The organism is Mesorhizobium sp. P2_C4, assembly GCF_056404575.1.
Genome location: NZ_JBFUDT010000009.1, coordinates 39043 through 59437 on the forward strand (window position 1 = coordinate 39043; position 20395 = coordinate 59437).

Sequence of the window (20395 nt, forward strand, 5' to 3'; positions counted from 1 at the left end):
ATGATTGGCTGATGCAGCGGGCCGATGCAGGTTCGGTCGGCCCGCTGTCCGCTTTCGCGCCGCAGATTTTCAAAGGAGCACTGAAATTGTCCATCGCGCGTTCGGCGCCGCCGATCAACATTCGAGGTATCGCCAAGCGTTTTGGCAGCGTGCCAGTTCTCAGCGACCTGAACCTCGATGTGGCTCCCGGTGAATTCCTGACGCTGCTGGGCCCGTCGGGATCGGGCAAGACGACATTGCTGATGATCCTGGCCGGGTTCGTCCGCGCCAATGCCGGAAGCATCGGCATTGGCGGCGAAGAAGTCATCACCAAGCCGCCGCACAAGCGCAACATCGGCATGGTGTTCCAGAACTATGCGCTGTTTCCGCATATGAACGTCTTCCACAACATCGCCTTTCCGTTGAAGCAGCGCCGGACGCCCGCAGCGGAAACGGCCGAGCGCGTGGAGAAGGCGCTCGATCTGGTGCAGTTGCAGGGCCTGGCCGACCGCCGGGTCGACCAATTGTCAGGCGGACAGCGCCAGCGCGTCGCCCTGGCGCGCGCGATCGTGTTCGAGCCGCGCATCGTGCTGATGGACGAGCCGCTCTCGGCGCTCGACAAGGGATTGCGCGAGCATATGCAGATCGAGCTGCGCAGCCTGCACCGCCGGCTGGGCATGACCACCGTCTACGTGACCCATGACCAACGCGAGGCGATCACCATGTCGGACCGCATCGCGGTGATGAACAAAGGCCGCATCGAGCAGCTCGACCGCCCCGAAACGCTCTACGCCAAGCCCCGCACCAAGTTCGTCGCCGGCTTCATCGGCGAATCGAACTTCCTTGCCGTCGAATGCCGCAACGACAGTGTCTGGTACGCGGCAAAGCGGGTTTGTACGGCGTCACCCTTGCCTTCGCCAGGGCAGCACTGGCTGGTGGTGCGGCCCGAAAGGGTGCGGCTTGCCACCGATGCCGAGCCTGTTGCCAAGACCAACCTGCTCGACGCGACGGTGCGCGACATCGTCTATCAAGGCGACAGTTTCATCTGCTATTCCACTCTGGCGGATGGCCAGCAGATCGCGCTGCGCGATTATTGCCGCGGCGACGTGCTGGCCCGCCTGCCTGGTGCTGGTCAACCGGTGCGGCTTCGCATCGACGCGGAAGATGCGATCCTGTTGGCGGACGAGATATGAGCACAGCGTCCGCAAACCTTGCAGACCGCGACGGCCTGAACGCGGACGTGCTGAACGCCGACGCCCGGCGCGAGTCCCTGGCTCTGCTCGGCCTTTGCTCTCCCGGCATCGTTCTGGTCGGCATCATCATCGTCCTGCCGATCGGCTGGCTGTTCTGGCTCTCGCTGTTCGACGAGACCGGTGCGTTGAGCGGTGCGAACTACGCCCGCTTTGTCGAGCAGGCGTCCTATGTCAGGACCTTCATCACGACATTCGAAGTGGCCTTCATCGTCACCGGCCTGTGCGTTCTCCTTGGCTATCCGCTGGCCTATATGCTGTCGCAGCTGCCACGGCGCACTGCCTCCATCGGCCTGATCTTCGTCATCCTGCCATTCTGGACGTCGGTGCTGGTGCGCACCTACGCCTGGCTGGTGATCCTGCAACGCAAGGGCCTGTTGAACACCTGGCTCCTGGATCTTGGTGTCATCAGCCAGCCGCTGCCGCTCGCGCATAATTTCGCCGGCGTCGTCATCGGCATGACGCATATATTGCTGCCGCTCCTGGTGCTGCCGCTCTACGCTTCGATGAAGGCGATCGATGCCGACTATCTGCGCGCGGCGATGAACCTCGGCGCTCCGCCGACGGCGACGTTCTGGCAGATATTCTTTCCGCTTTCGCTTCCGGGCCTCGCCGCCGGCGTGGTCATCGTCTTCATTCTGTGCCTCGGTTTCTTCGTCACCCCGGCCTTGATGGGCGGCGGCAAGGTCATCATGTGGGCGATGCGCATGGAGCAGACCACCAGCCTCTACTCCAACTGGGGCGCCGGCAGCGCGCTGGGCGTCGTTCTGCTCGCCGTCACGCTCGGCCTGCTCGGCCTGTTCCGGTGGCTGCTGGGCGCGCGGGCGACCAGCGTGTGGGGTGCGCGATGAACGACGATCTCGGCCTGCCGATTTCACACTGGCAACGGCTTTGGCTCTATACAGTTGGCGCTCTTGTGCTGTTGTTCCTCATCGTGCCGTCGTTGATCATCGTGCCGATGTCATTCTCCGGCTCGACGCTGCTGCAATTCCCACCGGAAAGCTGGTCGCTGCGGTGGTACGAGGCCTATTTCCGGTCGGTCGAATGGCGCGATGCGACGATTGTCTCGCTGAAGGCGGCGGTGTTGACAACCATCGTTGCGACACCGATCGGCGTCGCGGCGGCCTATGCGCTCAATTCGGGCGCGCTGCGTTTTGCCGGCTTCATCAATGCGGTGCTGACCGCCTCGCTGATCATTCCGGTTATCCTGATCGGCATCGGCACGTTCTTTCTCTATGCGCGCATCGGTCTCAACAACACGCTGACCGGCCTGGTGCTGGCGCATACGGTGCAAGCGCTGCCGCTGGTCGTGCTGACGGTCCTTTCGGGCTTTCGGTCCTACGACATGAACCAGGAGCGCGTCGCACGCAGCCTGGGCGCCGGACGCCTGGCGGCCTTCTGGCAAGTGACCGTGCCGCAGATCCGGTTTTCCATCGTGTCCGGCGCCTTGTTTGCCTTCATCACCTCATTCGACGAGGTGGTGGTGTCGCTGTTCATATCCGGCGGCGAAACGACGACGCTGACACGTCGCATGTTCAGCGCGCTGCGCGACCAGATCGATCCGACGATTGCTGCGATCTCGACGTGCCTGATCGTGCTGTCGGTGGTGCTGCTTTCGGCAGCACAGCTTTTTGGCCGCAAGCGCTAGATATTCCTTAGTAGATTGGACAGTTAACCTGCATGCGTGATTTTCAATTCCCCGGACGGTCGCCGGTTCGCGTGACGGAAGCGATGGCCGCGACATCGCACCCGCTGGCGACGCTGGCGGCGATCGACATGTTGCGGTCCGGCGGCAATGCGATGGATGCGGCGGTGTGTGCGGCAGCGGTGCAGGCGGTCGTCGAGCCACAATCGACCGGTATCGGCGGCGATTGCTTCGTTCTCTATTGCCCGAAGGGCGAAGGCGAGGTTCTCGCCTTCAACGGTTCAGGGCGTTCACCAGCTGCAGCAACGGCCGAATGGTATCTGGACCGGGGCCATAGCGAACTGCCTGGAGCCGGCCCCCATGCCGTCACCGTGCCAGGCGCCATCGACGCCTGGTGCCGGCTGCTCGAGGATCACGGCAACAAAGGCATCGACGCCGCGTTGGCGCCCGCCATACGCTATGCCGAACAGGGCTATGTCGTTCACGACCGCGTCGCCTTCGATTGGGCTGACGAGGTCGCCCTGCTCGCCGCTGACGAACATGCCGCGCGGATCTTCCTGCCGAACGGTCGGGCACCGCAGGCCGGTGACCTGCACCGACAACCGGAGCTGGCTGAAACCTTGCGTATCGTCTCGAGGCAGGGACGCGCCGGTTTCTATGAAGGCGCGGTCGCGGACGACTTGGTGGCGCGCCTTCGCGCGCTCGGCGGGTTGCATGCGCTGGGCGATTTCGCCGCGACCAAAGGCGACTACGTCAACGCGGTGAACACCTCCTACAGAGGCTACGACGTCCATCAGATGCCACCGAACAATCAGGGCCTGACGGCGCTGATCATGTTGAATGTGCTTTCGGGCTTTGCGCTGGGCGCGCTGGAACCGAACGGCGCCGAGCGGCTTCACCTCGAGATCGAAGCCGGGCGGCTCGCCTACCAGGATCGCGACAATTTCGTCGGCGACCAGAATTTCGCCCACGTCCCGGTCGCGCAGCTGTTGTCCAGCTCCCGTGCGGACCGGCTGCGCGCGGCGATCGATCCGGCGCGCGCCATGACGCATCTGCCCCGGCTTGAGCTGCAGCCGAGCGATACGGTCTACATCTCGGTGGTCGACCGCGATCGCAACGCTGTCAGCTTCATCAACTCGACCTTCGGTTCGTTCGGCAGCGGTGTGGTCGGCCCGAAGACAGGGGTGGTGCTGCAGAATCGCGGCAAGAGCTTTCAGCTGGCAGCGGACCATCCGAACCGCATCGCGCCGGGAAAACGTCCCATGCACACCATCATGCCGGGCATGGTGACACAAAACGGCCGGGCGGTGATGCCGTTCGGGGTGATGGGCGGCGGCTACCAGCCGTTCGGCCATGTTCACCTGCTCACCAACATGTTTGATTTCGGCATGGACCCCCAGCAGGCGCTGGATGCGCCAAGGGTGTTTTACAAAGAGAACGCCGTGCTGGCGGAGCGCGGCATTCCAGCCGAGGCGATCGCGGGTTTGCGCCAGCGGGGCCATCAGGTGTCGATCGCCGAAGAGCCGCATGGCGGCGGTCAAGTGGTGCTGATCGACTGGGAGAAGGGCACGCTCACCGGCGCCTCCGATCCGCGCAAGGACGGTTGCGCGCTGGGTTACTGACAAGGTGTAGGTTAGAACCAGATCAGCCAGACGAGTTGCAGGATGACCAGCGCGATGGCGTCCCAGAAGATCAGCTCGCCGGTCGAGAACCAGCGCCTCGAACTGTTGAAGCGGTAGAACAGCCACCAGACGAAGGCTGCCGCGAGCAGTGGGACAAACGCAAGCAGCGTGCTCAAGGGAGGCGCGCTCCCGTTGCCGCGTCGAAGACATGCAGCGCCGCCGCGGGAAAGCGCAGATGCAGCGTCTGGCCGGGATCGTAGGCGCGATCGTTGTTGACGGTCCTAACGATCAGGGCGTTGGCCTCGCTCCTGGCGAAGATCAGCACATCCGGCTCGACCAGTTCGACGACATCGACGGCGAAGTTGATCGCATCGCCGGCGGAGGCATCGACGAGTTGGATCTGCTCCGGACGGATGCCGAGGGTGATCGGACCATCCGGCCGGCCGGGCAAGGGGCAGGAAAAACCGTCGGCGTGAAAGATGCCGCCACGCACATGACCGTCAAAGGTGTTCATCGCGGGACGGCCGATGAATTCGGCGATGAAGCGGTTGGCGGGCCGGCGATAGATTTCACGCGGATCGTCGAACTGGATCAGCGCGCCCTCGCGCAGCACCGCGACCCTTGTCGCCAAAGTCATCGCCTCTTCCTGGTCGTGGGTGACGAAGACGAAGGTTTTCTTCAACTCACGGTGCAGCCGCTTCAGTTCGGTGCGCATGTGAAGCCTGAGCAAGGCGTCGAGGTTGGAAAGCGGTTCGTCCATAAGGCAGAGGCTGGGCTGCCAGACCAGGGCGCGGGCAACGGCAACACGTTGCGCCTGGCCGCCCGACAGTTGCGACGGCCGGCGGTCGAGATAGCGGGTGATTTCGAGCAGCTCGGCCATGGCGCGCACGCTGCGGTCGAGTTCGGCGGCCGGCATCTTTCGGATGCGCAAGGGGTAGGCGATGTTCTCGTAGACGCTCTTGTGGCTGTAGAGCGCGTAGTTCTGGAACACCATGCCCATGCCGCGCAGGCGCGGCGGCAGGTCGGTGACATCACGGCCCTCGACCATGATGCGGCCGGCGGTCGGACGTTCGAGGCCGGCGAGCAGCCGGCAGGCCGTCGTCTTGCCGGACCCCGAGGGGCCGAGCAGGACAAGGAATTCGCCTTCATTGAACGCGAGATCAAGCGCCTGCAGCGCCACCGTCCCGTCCGGGAAGGCCTTGGTGACGCCGTCGAAAACGATTGCCATGCAAACTCCGTTCAACCCTTGACCGCGCCGAAGGTGAGGCCGCGCACGAGCTGTTTCTGGACAAGGAAGGTGAAGAGGACGATCGGCAGCGTCGCCACGATGGCGACCGCCGCGACCTGGCCCCAAAGCGTGCCGTGCGGCGTCACCAGCCCGGGTATGCCGACGGTCAGCGGACGCCCATCGAAGGCGACGAGGATGAAGGCGTAGAGGAATTCGTTCCACGACAGGATGAAGCAGAGCACCGCTGTCGCGCCGATGCCGGGTGCGGCCAGCGGCGCGACGACGAAGAAGAAAGCACCGAGCCGCGAGCGGCCATCCATCATCGCGGCTTCGTCGATCTCCTTGGGGATTTCGGCGAAAAAGCCGCGCATCATCCAGACGACAAGCGAGAGGTTGAAGGAGGTGTGGGCGATGACCACCGCATAGATGGTGTCGATCAGGCCAAGCGAGGTGAAGAACAGGAACAGCGGCACGGCGATCGAAATCGGCGGCGCCATGCGCGTGGTGAGGAAGAAGAAGAACAGGTCTTCCTTGCCAGGAAAGTCCGATCGGGCAAAGCCGTAGGCCGCCGGCGCGCCGATGAGAATGCAGAGCGCGGTCGAGGATACCGAGATCAGCACCGAGTTGATCGCCAGCGGCCAGTATTCCTTGTCGATGAAGACGGCCGGGTAGTTGGAGAGCGTCGGTGGAAAAATCCACTTCGGCGTCGAGGACAACAGGTCCACGCGGTTCTTGAAAGAGGCCAACACCATCCAGACGTAAGGCGTCAGCGCCACCACGACCGCAACCAGCAGCACGGCCCAGGCGAAGCTCTTCCAGGCGCGGTTGGTGGATTGGTCGATCATCGCCGCGCCCTCAAAACGCAGCCGCCGGCTTGCTGCCCGTCCAATAGACGGCCTTGTAGAAGACCGAGCAGAGGATCAGCACCACCAGATAGATCATGAAGGCGACAGCGGCGCCGTAGCCGAGGTCCCAGTTGCGGAAATTGACGCGGTAGGCGTAGATCGACACCAGTTCGGTCAACGTTCCCGGACCGCCGCCGGTCATCAAAAACACCTTGTCGAATTCCTTGAAGGCGTCGATGCCGCGCAACAGCAGCACCAGCGCGATGACGGGCCTGAGCAGCGGCAGCATGACATCGCGAAAGATCTGAAACGGTTTTGCGCCGTCCATCATCGCCGCCTCGAATGGCGCCCTGGGCAGGCTCATCATGCCGGCCAGCATGATCAAGGTGACGAAGGGCGTCCACTGCCAGACATCGATGGCGACAATGGTCGGGAAGACCAGGTCGGGAGCCGAAAGCACCGCCGCGTTCTGCGCCAACAGGCCGATCTTGCGCATGTAGAAGGTGAGCATGCCGAAGTCGCCCTGCAAAAGCAGGCGCCAGATCAGCCCGACGGCGACCGGCGCGATCATCATCGGGATGAGCAGCAGCGTGGTCAAAAGCCGCTGGCTGGCGACGAAGCGGAAAATCAGGAAGGCCAGCGCGAAGCCAAGCAGGAATTCGAGCAGCACGGCGATGAGGACGAATTTCAGCGTCAGCAGGAACGACGCCCAAAAGAACGGATCGTTGCGCATCAGCTTGCGGAAATTGTCGAAACCGATGAAGGCGCCGGAATGGCTGGCATCGGCGAAGCTGAGATCGGTCAGCGCCGTATAGACCATGTAGTAGAACGGGCCGACCAGGAAGACGACAACCAGCAGCGTCGCCGGCAGCATCAGCAGCGGCCCCACTCCACGGTCAAGGAGCGGCATTCCGCGGGACGATGGAGTGCGGTTGGTCACGGGCAATTCCTGGGTACAAGAGCGGCTACCCGCTGCTGCGGGTAGCCTCTGCGCGACGCTCGGGGCCTATCGTGCCGGATAGGTCATTGGCGCGCAAGAACCGAGCAGCGTCGAGATGTCGGTCGCCGCTGTGTCGAGCGCCGCCTGCGCTTCCTTCTCGCCGGCGAGATAGGAGGAGAGTTCGCGCACCAGTATGTCGGTCATCTCGGCCGATTGCGGCAGCGTCGCCTTCGGCACCGCATGCTCGTTGGCTGCCATCGAGGCCTTGGCGTAGGGCAGCTTCTGCACCTCCGGCGAGGCATAGACGTCGGGCCGGCCCGAGGCGCCGCCATTGAGATGCTGCTCAAGCTGGCGGCCATAGCCCATCATCCACTGGACAAAGAGGAAAGCCGCCTGCGGGTTCTTCGAATAGACCGGGATGAGGTAGGTCCAGCCCTCGACCTGGCCGATCTTGCCGCCATCGCCTTGCGGCACGAGGTCGAAGCCGACCTTGCCGACAACCGTCGACGCCGTGGTGTCGACCGACACGGCATAGGTGGCGTCGTTCCACATGATCAGCTCGGCGACCTTGGCCTGCTGCATCAGCGCCATGACGTCGTCCCAGAAATAGTTGAGGCTGTCTGGCGGCGAGAATTGGAGCAGGCTCTTGTAGTATTCCAGCGAGGCGACGGCCTTCGGGCTGTTGACGATGACCGGGCCGCAGGCCGAGCCGCTCTTCACGTCGAGCACATCGCCGCCGAAGGAATAGAGGAAGTTGAGCCACTCATACCACAGTGCTTCGTGGCGCTTGCCCTGCAGGGCGGTACCATAGAAGCCCTGGTCGGGGCGATAGAACCATTCGGCGATGTCGCGGTACTGCTTCCAGTCCTGGGCGGGGGCGAGGTCATAGCCGTATTTGGCTTTGAAGCCGGCCTGTTCCTTGGGATCGGCCAGCAGATCCGAGCGATACCACATGAACATGTTGAGCACGGTGAAGGGGAAGCCGTACTCCTTGCCGTCATACCAGGAGATCTCGTGCCAGGCGGTCTGGTAGAGTTGCTTTTCCGGCTCGAAGGTCGGATCGCGCAGCACCGGATCGGCCATCATCTTGGAGATTTCGATGAGATGATTGTTGGTGGCGAACTTGCCGAGTTCGCGGTGCGGCTGGATGATGACATCGTAGCGGCCGCGGTGTGAGTTGAGATCGAGCTGGACCTTGTTGACGGCTTCCGAGTGCTCGTACATCTCGACTTCGACATGGATGCCGGTCTGTTTCTCGAACTGCGGCGCCATCTTCTTCAGCGCTTCAAGCGGCGGCAGCGACTCGCCGACCATGCGGATGGTCTGTCCGCTGTAAGGCTTTGATGCCTCTTCCAAACTCCACGCCGCCGCTTGTGTGACTTGCCACATAAGGGCGGCGGCAACGAGCAGTCCGGATGCGGTACTCCCGCGAGTCAGCAACTTGAGCATTCTTCTCTCTCCTCGGAGCGTGCCTGGCGAAGCTGGCGCCCGTTCTGTCACAAAATGTGTAGTACTGCAAATTAAAATGTGGCACCTTGCAACAATTGGTTGGGTGATGCTAACAGGCCGGCAGCGAGCCGGCTTTCCGACAGGCCAAGGGAATTTCGAATGGACTTCATCTTCATGCTGACGCGCAACGATCGCACGGTCGAGGACTGTCTCGATCTCGTGGCGCTGATCGAGCCGGTCGGCCTGAAGCATGTCGGCTTCAAGGATATCGGTGTTGCACCGGAGGTGCTGCGGACACTTGCCGGCGCCATCCACCGGACCGGTGCGACCTCCTATATGGAAGTCGTTTCGACGACACCCGAGGCCTGCCTGAACTCGGCGCGCATCGCCCGCGATCTCGGCATCCATCGGCTGCTGGGCGGCACGCAGGTCGACGAGATCATGCAGCTGCTCAAAGGCAGCGACACGCAATACTATCCGTTCCCGGGCAAGCCGGTCGGCCACCCGACCAAGCTCGGCGGCTCGGCCGCCGATGTCGAAGCCGATTGCCGCTCCTTCGCTGAAAAGGGTTGTGCCGGATGCGACATCCTCGCCTACCGCGCCACCGAGGCCGACCCGATCGAGCTGGTTCGCGCCGCACGGCGCGGGCTTGGCCAGGCGGCACATCTCATCGTTGCCGGCGCCGTTGCCTCGGCCGAGCGAATCAAGGCGATCAAGCAGGCCGGCGCCGATGCCTTCACCATCGGCACCGCGGTTTTCGACGGCTCCTATTCGCCGACGAAAGGTTCTATCCTTTCGCAGCTGCGGGATGTCCTCGCGGATTGCGAACGCGTCTGAGGCATCATGGCAGTCGTCGGCATCGATCTCGGCACACAGAGCCTGAAAGCAGTCGTCGTCGACGATGATTTGCGGCTGCGTGGCGAGGCAAGCGTGCCCTACCAGCCGGTCTTCCCGGCGCCGGGCTGGGCCGAGCAGGACCCGGCGCTATGGCTCGCTGCCTTGAAGCCCGCCATTGCAGGCGCGCTTGAGAAAGCCGGGCTGACCGCTTCCGACATTAAGGGCATGGCCATTGCCGGCCAGCTCGATGGTTGTGTTGCGGTTGACCGCAACGGCCGAGCGTTGGCGCCCTGCATCATCTGGATGGATCGCCGGGCAGCGGCGGAAACCGCAGGCATCGATGCCGGCTTCATCCGCGAGCGTACCGGCCTCGTTCTCGACGCGACGCACATGGCGGCCAAGATCCGCTGGGCTTCGCGAAACCTGCCCGAAGCACGGCACGCCGTGCGCTGGCACCAGCCGGTGTCGTTTGTCGTCGCCGCCTTGTGTGGCCGCGCCGTCATCGACCACGCGCTGGCTTCGACGACCATGCTCTACGGGCTGAAGGAGCGGGCCTATGCCGGCGACCTGCTGGCCGCTTTCGATATCGACGTGACAAGGCTGCCGGAGATCGACAACGCGTCGGCGGTGGCGGGAACCTTGACGCGCGCCGGCGTGGAGTTGACCGGGCTTCCCCAGGGGATACCGCTGGCGGTCGGCACCGGCGATGATTTTTCCGCCGCCATAGGCGCCGGCGTTGTCGTGCCTGGCGTCGTCGCCTGCAATCTCGGCACCGCCGAAGTGGTCGGCGCGATTTCAGATACGCTTCGCATCGATCCGAACGGTCTAGTCGAAACACACGGCTTCCTCGGCGACCGCTATTTCGTCTCCAATCCAGGATGGCTTTCAGGCGGCGCGGTGACGTGGTTCCTGTCGACCTTCGGCGTCAGCTCGCCGGCGGCGATGTCGAAACTGGCATCGTCGATAGCGCCCGGCTGCAACGATCTCTTGTTCCTGCCGGCGCTGTCTGGCGCCATGGCGCCGCGCTGGATCGCCGGCGCGCGAGGCGCCTTCTACGGGCTGACGGCCTTCCATGGCAGGGCGGCCTGCGCGCGCGCGGTTCTCGAAGGCTGTGCCTTCGCCATGCGCGACGTGGTCGACCGGCTGAGCGAACTCGGCATTGCGACCCGTCGCATCAGGCTTTCGGGCGGCGGCGCGCGCAGCCGCGTGTGGGCGCAAATCCGTGCCGATGTCAGCGGCAGGCCGGTGGAGATCACCAGCGCCGCCGATGCCTCGCCGATCGGTGCGGCAATCCTGGCAGCCACAGCCATCGGCCTCTCCACATCGGTGCAGGAAGCCGCTGAAGGGCTGGCTGGCCGCATCGAGACAATCGACCCAAACCCCGTAGCCGGGGAAATCTACGACAGAAGCTACCGGCGCTATCGAACGCTGTTCGACGCGCTGGCACCACTCCACGACTGACCGGACGGCATCCCATGTCCAGACAAATGCTCGATCGCCTCATCGCCGGCACGCTGCCTGATCCGGATGGCGGCGGCATGCTGTCGGTGCCGTTGAAAACCATCGTCATCGGCCGCGGCCTTGGCGACGAGGCCGATACGCTGGTGGCGCCGCTGCCGCTCGGCCGCAAGCTCGCCGTCGTCATGGATCCGGATACCCGCCTGGCGCTGGGCGAGAGGGTGTCGATCGCACTGCGCAGCACGGGCGATGTCGACAAGATCATCCTGCCGCGCCATCCGCACCCTGACATGGACGCGGTGCGCTCGGTCATCGCCCGCACGCAGAATGCCAGCGGCCTTGTCGCGGTCGGATCGGGCTCGGTCAACGACATCACCAAATATGCCGCGCATCTCTCCCAAAAACCCTACGCCGTGTTCGGTACCGCGCCGTCGATGAACGGCTACACATCGGTATCGGCGGCGATCACCGAGGACGGGCTGAAGAAGTCGCTGACGGCGACACTGCCGGTCGGCGTCTTCCTCGACCTCGACGTGATGGCGCGGGCGCCGCACCGGCTGATCGCCGCCGGGTTCGGCGATTCGATGGCCCGGCCAACCGCCCAGACCGATTGGCTGATGGCGCATCTTCTCATCGGCACGCCGTACCGGGAGGCGCCGTTCATGCTTCTGGCCGAAGACGAGAAGGCGCTCATCGCCAAGGCCGGCGATCTCAGGTCAGGCGATCTCGCGGCAATGGAAGTGCTGGTGCGCACGCTCGTCATGTCGGGCCTCGGCATGACGCTGTGCGGCGGCTCCTATCCGGCCAGCCAGGGCGAGCATCTCATCGCGCATTACATCGATATGCGCGGCCAGGGATTGCCCGAGGCGCATCACGGCGAACACATCGCGGTGACGACGCTGACCATGGCACGGCTGCAGGAGCGGGTGCTGGCGCTTCCTGCGCTGCAGCTGTCGCCGACATCAGACACACCGGATCGCTTCACCGCGATTTTTGGCGAGACTCTCGGGCGCTCCTGCTGGGCTGCGTTCAAGCCAAAGATCCTCGAACGCGAACGAGCCGCCGCCATCAACGCCATGCTGGCCAGGCATTGGCTGTCGCATCGTGAAAAGCTCGCCAAGGTTGCCCGGCCGGCGCGCGAGATCGCGCAGGCCCTGCTTGCGGTCGGCGCGCCGACCACACCTGAAGACGTAGCGATACCGCCTGCGTTTTATGACGAAGCGGTCGCCAATGCGCGGCTGATCCGCGACAGGTACACCATGCTCGATGTTGCGGCTTCGTCGCTCGCGCCAGTGCCGGCAGAGGCCTGAGCGGGTGCTGCGCGCCTTGGCGGATTTCACGGTCGAGGACCGGCGCAAGATCAGCGTCGTGCTCACCGACATCGACGACACGTTGACCGACAAGGGCCGGCTGCCGGCCAATGCCTATTCGGCGCTGGAGCGGCTGAAGCAGGCAGGCTTCATCGTCGCCCCTGTCACCGGCCGGCCAGCCGGCTGGTGCGACCTGATCGCGCGGCAATGGCCGGTGGACGGCGTGATCGGCGAGAACGGCGCTTTCTACTTTCGCTATGACGACGCCAGCAAGCGTATCGTTCGCCACTACGCCAAAAGTGCCACCGAACGGCAGGCCGATGCCGCGAAGCTGCGGGAGATAGAGCGGGACGTGCTCGCGGAAATTCCGGGTGCCGCGGTGGCGGCGGATCAAGCCTATCGCGAGGCCGATCTGGCGATCGATTTCCGCGAAGATGTGCCGCCACTGCCCAAGGCCGACGTGCTGAGGATCGTCGACATCTTCCGGCGCCATGGCGCGACAGCGAAAATCTCGTCCATCCACGTCAATGGCTGGTTCGGCGGCTATGACAAACTGTCGACAAGCCGGCTATTCTTGCGGGAGTGTTTCGGTATAGACATCGACCGCGACAAGGACAGTGTTGTTTTTGTCGGCGACAGTCCAAACGACGCACCGATGTTCGGCTTCTTCCCCAACAGCGTCGGCGTCGCTAATGTCCTCGACTTCGCCGGCGAACTTCCGGCGTCGCCCGCCTTCGTCACCAGGGGACGCGGCGCGGACGGATTTGCCGAGCTTGCGAAGGCGCTGATTGCAGTGAAGGAACGGGAATAGCCATGGAGCCAGGCCGACTGACGAAGAAGGAGCGCCACGAGCTCATCCTCTCGGAAGTGCGCCGTTCGGCCTCCATCCGCATCTCGAAGCTGGCCCGGCGCATCGGCGTCGCCGGCGAGACGATCCGCCGCGATCTCATCGAACTGGGCGAGGCCGGGCTTCTCAACCGCACCTATGGCGGCGCGACGATCTCCCTGGTGACGTCGGAGCCGGTGATTTCTGAGCGCGGCCTGACCATGGTCGAGGAGCGCGCGCGGATCGGGCGCGGCGCGGCAAGCCTGGTCGAGAAGGGCCAGATCGTGATGATCGACGGCGGCTCGACCACCTATGAGGTGGCGCGCAATCTTTCCCAGTTGAAGCGGGATTTGATCATCATCACCAATTCAACCGGTGTCGCGTCGGTGGCCGGCGCCAATCCGACCTTTCGCGTCATCCTGTGTCCGGGCACCTATGATAGCCGCGAAGGCAGCGTGCTGGGCGAAGACACGGTAGAGTTCGTCAACCGCTACAATGCCGACGTCGCTATCATCGGCGCGTCGGGCGTAACGGCGGATGGTCCGAGCGACATGATCTCCGGTGCGGCGGCGGTCAAGCGGGCGATGATGTCGCGATCGCTGTCGACCGTCCTGGTGGTGACCAACGACAAGTTCGGCCGCGCCAGCCTCGAGCGCGTCTGCGCCCTGCGCGACATTTCCGACATCGTCACGGACCGTGAACCGCAGGCCGAATTGCGCGCGGCCAGCGAAGAGGCAGGGACGGAAATCCACGTTTTCGCGGCCAACTGATCTAGCCGAGATCCCGATTCGTCAGCGCGATATGGCAGCAACCGGAGCCATGGCCCGGCGTCCAGGTGACATTGTCGAAGCGCACGCCGGTCGCCTCGAACAGACCGCGATCGAAGGCGCCGGCAATGCGGCAGAGCGTGGCGAGTTTTTCGTCACTGAGGCCGGCCTCGACCCAGGCATCCTTCAGCGGGCAGCGCTTGACCTTGAAGGCGATGCGCTCGTCGCTGCGTTCGACATCGGTCGGATACATGCGGCCGCCATCCGGACTGACGGCCAAAAACGCCTCGCCGATGGCGCGGGCGTCGTTGGGGCCGAAGGCGGCGAAGGTCGCGGCCGCCACTTCCTTGCCGCGCTGCTCGATGGTGCGGATCATGATCGCCTCGGCTTTTTCGGCGCCGAGCTCGTCCGTCAATTCATCGAGGAACAGGCGGTAGAGATCGGCCCGGTTGCGGAAGGCGGAATCAAGTTCGCGCGACAGTTTCTCGGCTCGGGTTTCGAGGTCGGTCATGATGCGTCCTGGCTTCTCTTCAATTTCGGTGCCGCCGCCACCAGCGCTTTGCCGATCGCCGATTGCGGCGCGTCGATCACTGCACGGGCGTCGCCGCTCTCGGCAATGCGGCCGGCGTCGAGGATGACGATGCGATGGGCGATGGCACGGACCACGCCAAGATCATGCGAAATGAACAGATAGGCGATCCGTTCCTCACGCTGCAGGTCGAGGAGCAACTCCAGGATCTGTCGGCGCACCGATACATCGAGCGCCGACACGGCTTCATCGAGCACGATCAGCGGCGGATTTGTCGCGATGGCGCGGGCGATGGCGACACGCTGGCGCTGGCCGCCGGAGATTTCATGGATGGCGCGCGGCGCGAGGTCGGCGGTCAGGCCGACGCGCTCCAGCAGAGCGGCGATGCGGCGCGGGCGCTCGGCGCGGGAGGCGATGCCGTGGATGCGCAAGGGATCGTCGATCACCCGCGCCACGGTGGCGCGCGGGTTGAAGGCGGCGAGCGGATCCTGGAACACCATCTGCAGGCGCGCGCGCCGGGCGCGCAAGGCAGCGCCGTTCAAGGCCAGGAAATTGCTATCCTCGAATTCGATGTGACCGGCATCGGGTTCGATCAATCGCAGCACCAGCCGTGCAATGGTCGACTTGCCGCTGCCGGAAGGCCCGGCCAGCGCCAGGGTCTCACCGGGTTCGATGTGGAAGGAGACGTCATCGACCGCGGCGACGGGTTTGCCGCCGCGGCGGTATCGCTTGGAAAGATTGGAGACCGCCAGCAGGCTCATGCCGGGAGCCTGACAGTCACGCGGCCAAGCAGCGGTTCGGCATCGAGGCCGAGATGGGCATCGAGCAGCGCGCGCGTATAGGCGTGGCGCGGCGCGTTGATGATCTGTGTCGTCGCTCCGAGTTCGACCAGTTCGCCATGCCGGAACACGGCGATGCGCTCGGCAAGTTCGGCAGCCAGGGCGATGTCGTGGCTGATGAACAGCAGCGTCATGCCGTCCTCGGCCACCAATTGCCGGATGAGCGCCGCGATCTCGGCCTGCACGATGGTGTCCAGCGCGCTGGTCGCCTCATCGGCGATCAGCAGTTTCGGAGCGGCAGCGATCGCCGCGGCGATCGCCACGCGCTGCTTCTGGCCGCCGGACAGTTGGTGCGGAAAAGCGCGCATGGCCGAGTCGGGGTCTGGCAAGCGGACGCGTTCGAGGAGGGTTTTCGCCTTGGCGTAGGCCTGCGGCCATGTGAGGCCGAGATGGGTGTAGGCGACCTCGGCAATCTGTTTGCCGACGGCCATGACTGGATCGAGGCTGGCGGAAGGGTCCTGGAAGACGAAGCCGATGTCGCGGCCGGGGAGGGGCGTGTCGCTCGGTCTTGCGGCGGATTGGGATAGTTGGCGTTCTGTTGCGCCCCCCTCTGTCCTGCCGGACATCTCCCCCTCTAGGGGGGAGATCGGCAGCTTTGCCGACGGCGCCATTCCTGCAATGCTGGTGATTGGCGAAAGCGGAGGTGAGGGCGTAATCTCCCCCCTTGAGGGGGAGATGTCCGGCAGGACAGAGGGGGGTGCCTTGGCACCCAGCGTTGGCGGTTGTTGCAGAAACCAGTCGATCGAGCCTTCGATCGACGCTGAACCCGGCAGCAACCCCGCAATCGCCAGCGCCAGTGTGCTCTTGCCCGAACCGCTCTCACCGATAATCGCCAGCCGTTCGCCGGCGGCGACGTCGAGGCTCACACCCTTCAGCGCCACCACCTCGGCACCATCACGCCGATAGCTCACCGTCAGATCGCGGATGGAAAGCAGCGCCGTCACGACAGGCTCCTTCGCACCGCGGTCGTCTCGACGACGCCTTCGCCGGCGAGATAGACACCGAGCACGGTGAGCACCAGCGCGATGCCCGGAATGATCGACAGGAAGGGCGCGGTGCGGAGCACTGCTCGGCCTTCGGCGATCATGCCGCCCCAGGTGACGCGATTGGGGTCGCCGAGGCCGAGGAATGAAAGTGCTGCTTCGGTGAGGATGGCGGCGGCGACGATCACCGACGACAAGGCCAGCACCGGTGGCAGCGCATTGGGTAGCACCTCGCGAAAGGCGATCTCCAGCGGATGCATGCCGATGACGCGGGCGCCGGCGACATAGTCGCGCTCGCGGATCGACAGCACTTCGGCGCGCGCGACCCGCGCCGGTCCGGTCCAGGCACCGAGCGCAATGGCCACGACGACGACGCTGAGCGACGGGCCGACGACGCTGACGAAGGCCAGCGCCAGCAGGAAGCTCGGCACGGTCTGAAAAGCGTCGGCGATGCGCATCAGCACCTCGTCGACGAGACCGCCGGCAAAGCCGGCCAGCGTGCCGACAACAGCGCCGACGGCCAACGCTGCGGCTGCCGCTGCAAGGCCGACCGCCAGCGAGGTGCGGGCGCCGTGGAAAAGCTCGGCCAGCACGTCGCGGCCGAGCCGGTCGGTGCCGAGCGGCAGCGACCAGTCCTGGAACGGCGGCAGCAGCGCCGGCCCGGCAATGGCTTGCGGGTCGCCGGGAAAGAACAGCGACGCCGACAGCGCCATGGCGAACAGCGCCGCCAGGATGATCGCACCGGCGACGGCTTCCGGGGCGCGCAGAAAGCGGCGGAGCGGGCTCACGCTTCGGCCTCGCTGGCGCCGACGCGCGGATCGAGGACGGCGTAGGCGATGTCGACGAGAAGATTGATGACGATGACCAGCACAGCGCTGACGAGAATAATGCCGAGCAGCAGTGGGGTGTCGCGCGCGGCCACCGCTTCCTGCGCCAGCCGGCCAAGACCGGGCACGGCAAAGACGCTTTCGATGACGACGCTGCCGCCCAGCATCTGCGCCGACTGCAGGCCGAGCATGGTGACCAGCGGCAACAGCGCGTTGCGGGCGACGTGGGCGAGCACGATACGGCGGCGCGACAGCCCCTTGGCCCGGGCGGCCAGGACAAAATCCTGCCGCCAGACTTCGGCCATGCCGGCGCGCATCATGCGCAGGTAGAGCGCCAGATAGATGAAGCCGAGCGCCGACACCGGCAGGACGAGGTGACCGGTGATATCGGCGGCGCGGGCAAGCCCGGTCTTGCTCGACGCGATGCTCTCGATGCCACCGATCGGAAACCAGCGCAGGTCGACGGCAAAGACGACGATGAGCACCAGTCCGAGCCAGAAGCCCGGCACGGCATAGAGCGCCAGCGAACCGATCGACAGGAAGCGATCGCGAAAACTGCCAGGCCTGGCGCCGGCATAGATGCCGAGCACCGAGCCCAGACCGAAGGACAGCGCGGTGGCGCTGCCCATGAGAAGCAGCGTGTTGGGCAGGCGTTCGAGGATGATTTCGCGGATCGGCCTGGAGAAAGCGACGGACTGGCCGAGGTCGAGATGCAGCAGCGCCCAGAGATAGTTTGCCAGCCGCGTCAGCTCCGACTGATCAAGGCCCCAGCGATGGCGAAGCAGTTCGATCATGCCGGCATCGCCTCCGGTCGAGACGATGTAAGCGTCGACCGCGTCACCGGGGGCCAATTCGAGCAGCAGGAAGGTGCCGATGATGACGATCGCCAGCACAAAGACGCTGCCGACGAGACGACGGCGGAGGAGGGTGAGGGCGCGGGTCATGGCTTAAAGACGCCGGTGGCAGGCGTATGAGGTCGCGTTCTACGGCGCCCCCCTTTGTCCTGCCGGACATCTCCCCCACGAGGGGGGAGATTGGCAGTTTCAGCGCGGCGCTCCATTCTGCGCCGTTGGCGATTTGCGAAGGCGACAATGACAGCCGATCTCCCCCCTCGTGGGGGAGATGTCCGGCAGGACAGAGGGGGGCGCGAAGGAACGCTCATTGCCGAAACTGAGCACCCCGACAATTCAGCCGCAAGTCGGGATATCTCGTTTAGCCCGCCAAATACGTGTCCGCCCAGTTCGAGACCGCCCAGCGCGGGTTGTCGGCAATATTCCCCACCGTGTCCTTGGCGACGCTGATGAAACTCCATTCGGCGACGTTGATCAGCGGCAGGTCGGCGGCCACCTTCTTCTGGAACTCCTTGTAGAGCTCTGTGCGGGCCGATGTGTCGAGCGTCTCGGAGGCCTTGGCGATGAGGGCGTCGAGTTCGTCGTTCTTGTAGCCGCCCTGGTTTGAGAAGGGCACGCCGTCGGGAATGCCGCTTTGCACCAGGATGGTGGTGGAGATCGCCGGGTCGCCGCGAAACACCGGCGGGCCGACTGCGAGATCGAAAGCATGATCGGTGTAGACGGCCTTGATGTGCGCGGGCGAGTCGTTGTTGACCAGCTGCGCATCGATGCCGATGGCGGCCAGCGCCTGGCGCAAATAGTCGCCGAACTGCTTGGTCTCGTTGAAATAAGGCGCCGGCAGGAGCTTCAGCGAAAAACGGTTGCCGTCGGCGCCTTTCTTGTAGCCGGCCTCGTCGAGCAGCGCGTTGGCCTTGGCGACGTCGAAGGCATAGGTCGGCACGTCGGCGGTGTAGAACTGCGGATCGTTCTTCGGTACCGGGCCGGTGGCGGTGGCGGCATAGCCGAGGAACACGGTCTTGACGACGAAATCCTTGTCGATGGCGTGCGCAATCGCCTGGCGCACTTTCACGTCGGCGAGTTCCTTGCGGCGATGGTTGATCTCGACGACGAGCTGGTAGGTCAGGCCTTCGTAACCCTTGGTGATCACCTTGAGACCGGGCACCTTGGAGATGCGGTCGAGGTCGGCCAAGGGTACCGCGGAAAAGGCGGCGAGCTGGATTTCTCCGGCTTCGAGCGCGCTTGCCGCCGAGGTGCGGTCGGGCAGCACCTGGTAGATGATTTCGTCGAGATAGGGCTCGTCCTTGCCCCAGTAGTCGGGGTTCCTGGCCAGCCGGTAATATTCGCCGGCCTTGTATTCGGCGAATTTGAACGGGCCGGTACCCACCGGCGCATTGTTGGCCGGGTTGGTGGCGATGTCGCCGGTCTCGTAAATATGCTTCGGCACCACGCTCGACAGCGCCGGCAGGGCGTTGCGGATCAGCTGGAACGGCGTCGGCTTGGCGAATTTGAACACCGCGGTCAGCTCGTCCGGTGTGTCGACGGCGGCCAGATCCTTGAACACGGTGCGGCCGAGATTCTGCAGTGGCTTCCAGATCTGCAGCGCCGAGAAGGCGACGTCAGCGGAGGTGAAGGGTTTGCCGTCATGCCATTTGACGCCGTCGCGCAATTTGAAGGTCACCGACAGGCCGTCGGCAGCACCTTCCCAGCTGAGCGCCAGCCGCGGTTCGAGCCCGTCCTTGCCGTCGAACGAGGCCTCGGCCAGCGTTTCGACGATCTTGCTGGAGATGAAGAAGACGCCGTTGGAGGCGACAATTGCCGGGTTGAGGTTGCGGGGCTCGGAATCGGCGGCAAGCACCAGCCGTCCGCCCTTTTTCGGCGTCTGCGCCCAGCCGATATCAGGCATGGCGGTGGAGGCCAGCAGCAAGGCTGATCCGGCAAGCATCGTGCGTCTGGAAATGGTGAAATCTGACATGATCGAACTCCGTCCTCTCCGCGACCCGGCCGGGTGCGCCAATATCCCTTGGACGCTCGCGAGCATCCATGCGGCCGAGATTATGGGCCATGCCGAGGGTTTCGCCAGAGACGGAATTGGCGCATCTTCATGTGGCTTTGAAAATTCCATCCGCTGGACCAGTTTTCGGCGGGCGGCTCAATGCGCCCGATCTGGTAAGACCAGATTTGGCTAGAAGCAGCTGGCGGCGCTGACGGTT

The 20395-nt window shown here is 64.5% G+C and carries 20 protein-coding genes; 9 read left to right on the plus strand and 11 right to left on the minus strand.

Annotated features, from left to right (window positions below; translation table 11 throughout):
* Positions 1-86 precede the first annotated feature (86 nt).
* The 4 genes from AC1DX6_RS26425 to ggt are packed head-to-tail and all read left to right on the plus strand — an operon-like array spanning position 87 to position 4496.
* On the plus strand, positions 87-1172 hold the full coding sequence (locus AC1DX6_RS26425; RefSeq protein WP_477318805.1) for an ABC transporter ATP-binding protein: 1086 nt from the start codon (positions 87-89) through the stop codon (positions 1170-1172).
* Positions 1169-2080 carry an ABC transporter permease gene (locus tag AC1DX6_RS26430; RefSeq protein ID WP_477318807.1) on the plus strand — a complete coding sequence of 304 codons (912 nt, stop codon included), beginning with the start codon at positions 1169-1171 and terminating at the stop codon, positions 2078-2080. The genes AC1DX6_RS26425 and AC1DX6_RS26430 overlap by 4 nt, the downstream gene beginning before the upstream one ends.
* Complete coding sequence (locus tag AC1DX6_RS26435) at positions 2077-2877, plus strand: ABC transporter permease (RefSeq protein ID WP_477318809.1); 801 nt, start codon at positions 2077-2079, stop codon at positions 2875-2877. Before AC1DX6_RS26430 ends, AC1DX6_RS26435 begins: the two co-directional genes overlap by 4 nt.
* A gap of 32 nt (positions 2878-2909) precedes the next feature.
* Positions 2910-4496 (plus strand): gamma-glutamyltransferase, encoded by a 1587-nt coding sequence (gene ggt, locus AC1DX6_RS26440; RefSeq protein ID WP_477318811.1) that lies wholly within the window; start codon positions 2910-2912, stop codon positions 4494-4496.
* A gap of 11 nt (positions 4497-4507) precedes the next feature.
* Here the strand turns inward: ggt and AC1DX6_RS26445 are convergent, their stop codons facing one another.
* From AC1DX6_RS26445 to AC1DX6_RS26465, 5 genes are all read right to left on the minus strand, one after another.
* Positions 4508-4672 (minus strand): hypothetical protein, encoded by a 165-nt coding sequence (locus AC1DX6_RS26445; protein ID WP_477318813.1) that lies wholly within the window; start codon positions 4670-4672, stop codon positions 4508-4510.
* On the minus strand, positions 4669-5724 hold the full coding sequence (locus tag AC1DX6_RS26450) for an ABC transporter ATP-binding protein (RefSeq protein WP_477318815.1): 1056 nt from the start codon (positions 5722-5724) through the stop codon (positions 4669-4671). Before AC1DX6_RS26450 ends, AC1DX6_RS26445 begins: the two co-directional genes overlap by 4 nt.
* An 11-nt stretch (positions 5725-5735) precedes the next feature.
* The gene (locus tag AC1DX6_RS26455) at positions 5736-6569 is read right to left on the minus strand and encodes a carbohydrate ABC transporter permease (RefSeq protein WP_477318817.1); all 834 of its coding nucleotides are present in this window, start codon (positions 6567-6569) and stop codon (positions 5736-5738) included.
* A gap of 10 nt (positions 6570-6579) precedes the next feature.
* Positions 6580-7509, minus strand: coding sequence for a carbohydrate ABC transporter permease (locus AC1DX6_RS26460; protein WP_477318819.1), 930 nt, complete (start codon positions 7507-7509; stop codon positions 6580-6582).
* A gap of 66 nt (positions 7510-7575) precedes the next feature.
* Positions 7576-8958 carry an ABC transporter substrate-binding protein gene (locus tag AC1DX6_RS26465; protein ID WP_477318821.1) on the minus strand — a complete coding sequence of 461 codons (1383 nt, stop codon included), beginning with the start codon at positions 8956-8958 and terminating at the stop codon, positions 7576-7578.
* A 159-nt stretch (positions 8959-9117) separates the two neighbouring features.
* Between AC1DX6_RS26465 and AC1DX6_RS26470 the strand changes: the two genes are divergently transcribed.
* The 5 genes from AC1DX6_RS26470 to AC1DX6_RS26490 are packed head-to-tail and all read left to right on the plus strand — an operon-like array spanning position 9118 to position 14159.
* Complete coding sequence (locus AC1DX6_RS26470; RefSeq protein WP_477318823.1) at positions 9118-9795, plus strand: 4-hydroxythreonine-4-phosphate dehydrogenase; 678 nt, start codon at positions 9118-9120, stop codon at positions 9793-9795.
* A gap of 6 nt (positions 9796-9801) precedes the next feature.
* On the plus strand, positions 9802-11256 hold the full coding sequence (locus tag AC1DX6_RS26475; protein WP_477318825.1) for a xylulokinase: 1455 nt from the start codon (positions 9802-9804) through the stop codon (positions 11254-11256).
* A gap of 14 nt (positions 11257-11270) precedes the next feature.
* Positions 11271-12563, plus strand: a complete 1293-nt coding sequence (locus AC1DX6_RS26480) for an iron-containing alcohol dehydrogenase (protein WP_477318827.1) — start codon at positions 11271-11273, stop codon at positions 12561-12563.
* 7 nt (positions 12564-12570) lie between these two features.
* Positions 12571-13374 (plus strand): HAD-IIB family hydrolase, encoded by an 804-nt coding sequence (locus AC1DX6_RS26485; protein WP_477319144.1) that lies wholly within the window; start codon positions 12571-12573, stop codon positions 13372-13374.
* Between the two features lie 2 nt (positions 13375-13376).
* Positions 13377-14159, plus strand: coding sequence for a DeoR/GlpR family DNA-binding transcription regulator (locus AC1DX6_RS26490; RefSeq protein WP_477318829.1), 783 nt, complete (start codon positions 13377-13379; stop codon positions 14157-14159).
* A gap of 1 nt (position 14160) precedes the next feature.
* Here AC1DX6_RS26490 and AC1DX6_RS26495 read toward each other — a convergent pair whose 3' ends face one another.
* The 6 genes from AC1DX6_RS26495 to AC1DX6_RS26520 form a co-directional block, all read right to left on the minus strand.
* The gene (locus AC1DX6_RS26495; protein WP_477318831.1) at positions 14161-14667 is read right to left on the minus strand and encodes an L-2-amino-thiazoline-4-carboxylic acid hydrolase; all 507 of its coding nucleotides are present in this window, start codon (positions 14665-14667) and stop codon (positions 14161-14163) included.
* Positions 14664-15446: an ABC transporter ATP-binding protein gene (locus AC1DX6_RS26500; protein ID WP_477318833.1), complete on the minus strand. Its 783-nt coding sequence runs from the start codon at positions 15444-15446 to the stop codon at positions 14664-14666. Before AC1DX6_RS26500 ends, AC1DX6_RS26495 begins: the two co-directional genes overlap by 4 nt.
* A complete protein-coding gene (locus tag AC1DX6_RS26505) occupies positions 15443-16468 on the minus strand; it encodes an ABC transporter ATP-binding protein (protein WP_477318835.1) in 1026 nt (341 codons plus the stop codon). The genes AC1DX6_RS26500 and AC1DX6_RS26505 overlap by 4 nt, the downstream gene beginning before the upstream one ends.
* Positions 16465-17295, minus strand: coding sequence for an ABC transporter permease (locus AC1DX6_RS26510; protein WP_477318837.1), 831 nt, complete (start codon positions 17293-17295; stop codon positions 16465-16467). The genes AC1DX6_RS26505 and AC1DX6_RS26510 overlap by 4 nt, the downstream gene beginning before the upstream one ends.
* Positions 17292-18278, minus strand: a complete 987-nt coding sequence (locus tag AC1DX6_RS26515) for an ABC transporter permease (RefSeq protein WP_477318839.1) — start codon at positions 18276-18278, stop codon at positions 17292-17294. The genes AC1DX6_RS26510 and AC1DX6_RS26515 overlap by 4 nt, the downstream gene beginning before the upstream one ends.
* 268 nt (positions 18279-18546) lie before the next feature.
* Positions 18547-20157 (minus strand): ABC transporter substrate-binding protein, encoded by a 1611-nt coding sequence (locus AC1DX6_RS26520; protein WP_477318841.1) that lies wholly within the window; start codon positions 20155-20157, stop codon positions 18547-18549.
* Positions 20158-20395 lie beyond the last annotated feature (238 nt).

What these genes read in the sequence shown, in the direction of transcription:
- AC1DX6_RS26430 (WP_477318807.1), top strand. Translation starts at nt 1,169, where the DNA reads ATGAGCACAGCGTCCGCAAACCTTGCAGACCGCGACGGCCTGAACGCG.
- AC1DX6_RS26435 (WP_477318809.1), top strand. Translation starts at nt 2,077, where the DNA reads ATGAACGACGATCTCGGCCTGCCGATTTCACACTGGCAACGGCTTTGG.
- ggt (WP_477318811.1), top strand. Translation starts at nt 2,910, where the DNA reads ATGCGTGATTTTCAATTCCCCGGACGGTCGCCGGTTCGCGTGACGGAA.
- AC1DX6_RS26450 (WP_477318815.1), bottom strand. Translation starts at nt 5,724, where the DNA reads ATGGCAATCGTTTTCGACGGCGTCACCAAGGCCTTCCCGGACGGGACG.
- AC1DX6_RS26455 (WP_477318817.1), bottom strand. Translation starts at nt 6,569, where the DNA reads ATGATCGACCAATCCACCAACCGCGCCTGGAAGAGCTTCGCCTGGGCC.
- AC1DX6_RS26465 (WP_477318821.1), bottom strand. Translation starts at nt 8,958, where the DNA reads ATGCTCAAGTTGCTGACTCGCGGGAGTACCGCATCCGGACTGCTCGTT.
- AC1DX6_RS26470 (WP_477318823.1), top strand. Translation starts at nt 9,118, where the DNA reads ATGGACTTCATCTTCATGCTGACGCGCAACGATCGCACGGTCGAGGAC.
- AC1DX6_RS26475 (WP_477318825.1), top strand. Translation starts at nt 9,802, where the DNA reads ATGGCAGTCGTCGGCATCGATCTCGGCACACAGAGCCTGAAAGCAGTC.
- AC1DX6_RS26480 (WP_477318827.1), top strand. Translation starts at nt 11,271, where the DNA reads ATGTCCAGACAAATGCTCGATCGCCTCATCGCCGGCACGCTGCCTGAT.
- AC1DX6_RS26490 (WP_477318829.1), top strand. Translation starts at nt 13,377, where the DNA reads ATGGAGCCAGGCCGACTGACGAAGAAGGAGCGCCACGAGCTCATCCTC.
- AC1DX6_RS26495 (WP_477318831.1), bottom strand. Translation starts at nt 14,667, where the DNA reads ATGACCGACCTCGAAACCCGAGCCGAGAAACTGTCGCGCGAACTTGAT.
- AC1DX6_RS26500 (WP_477318833.1), bottom strand. Translation starts at nt 15,446, where the DNA reads ATGAGCCTGCTGGCGGTCTCCAATCTTTCCAAGCGATACCGCCGCGGC.
- AC1DX6_RS26515 (WP_477318839.1), bottom strand. Translation starts at nt 18,278, where the DNA reads ATGACCCGCGCCCTCACCCTCCTCCGCCGTCGTCTCGTCGGCAGCGTC.
- AC1DX6_RS26520 (WP_477318841.1), bottom strand. Translation starts at nt 20,157, where the DNA reads ATGTCAGATTTCACCATTTCCAGACGCACGATGCTTGCCGGATCAGCC.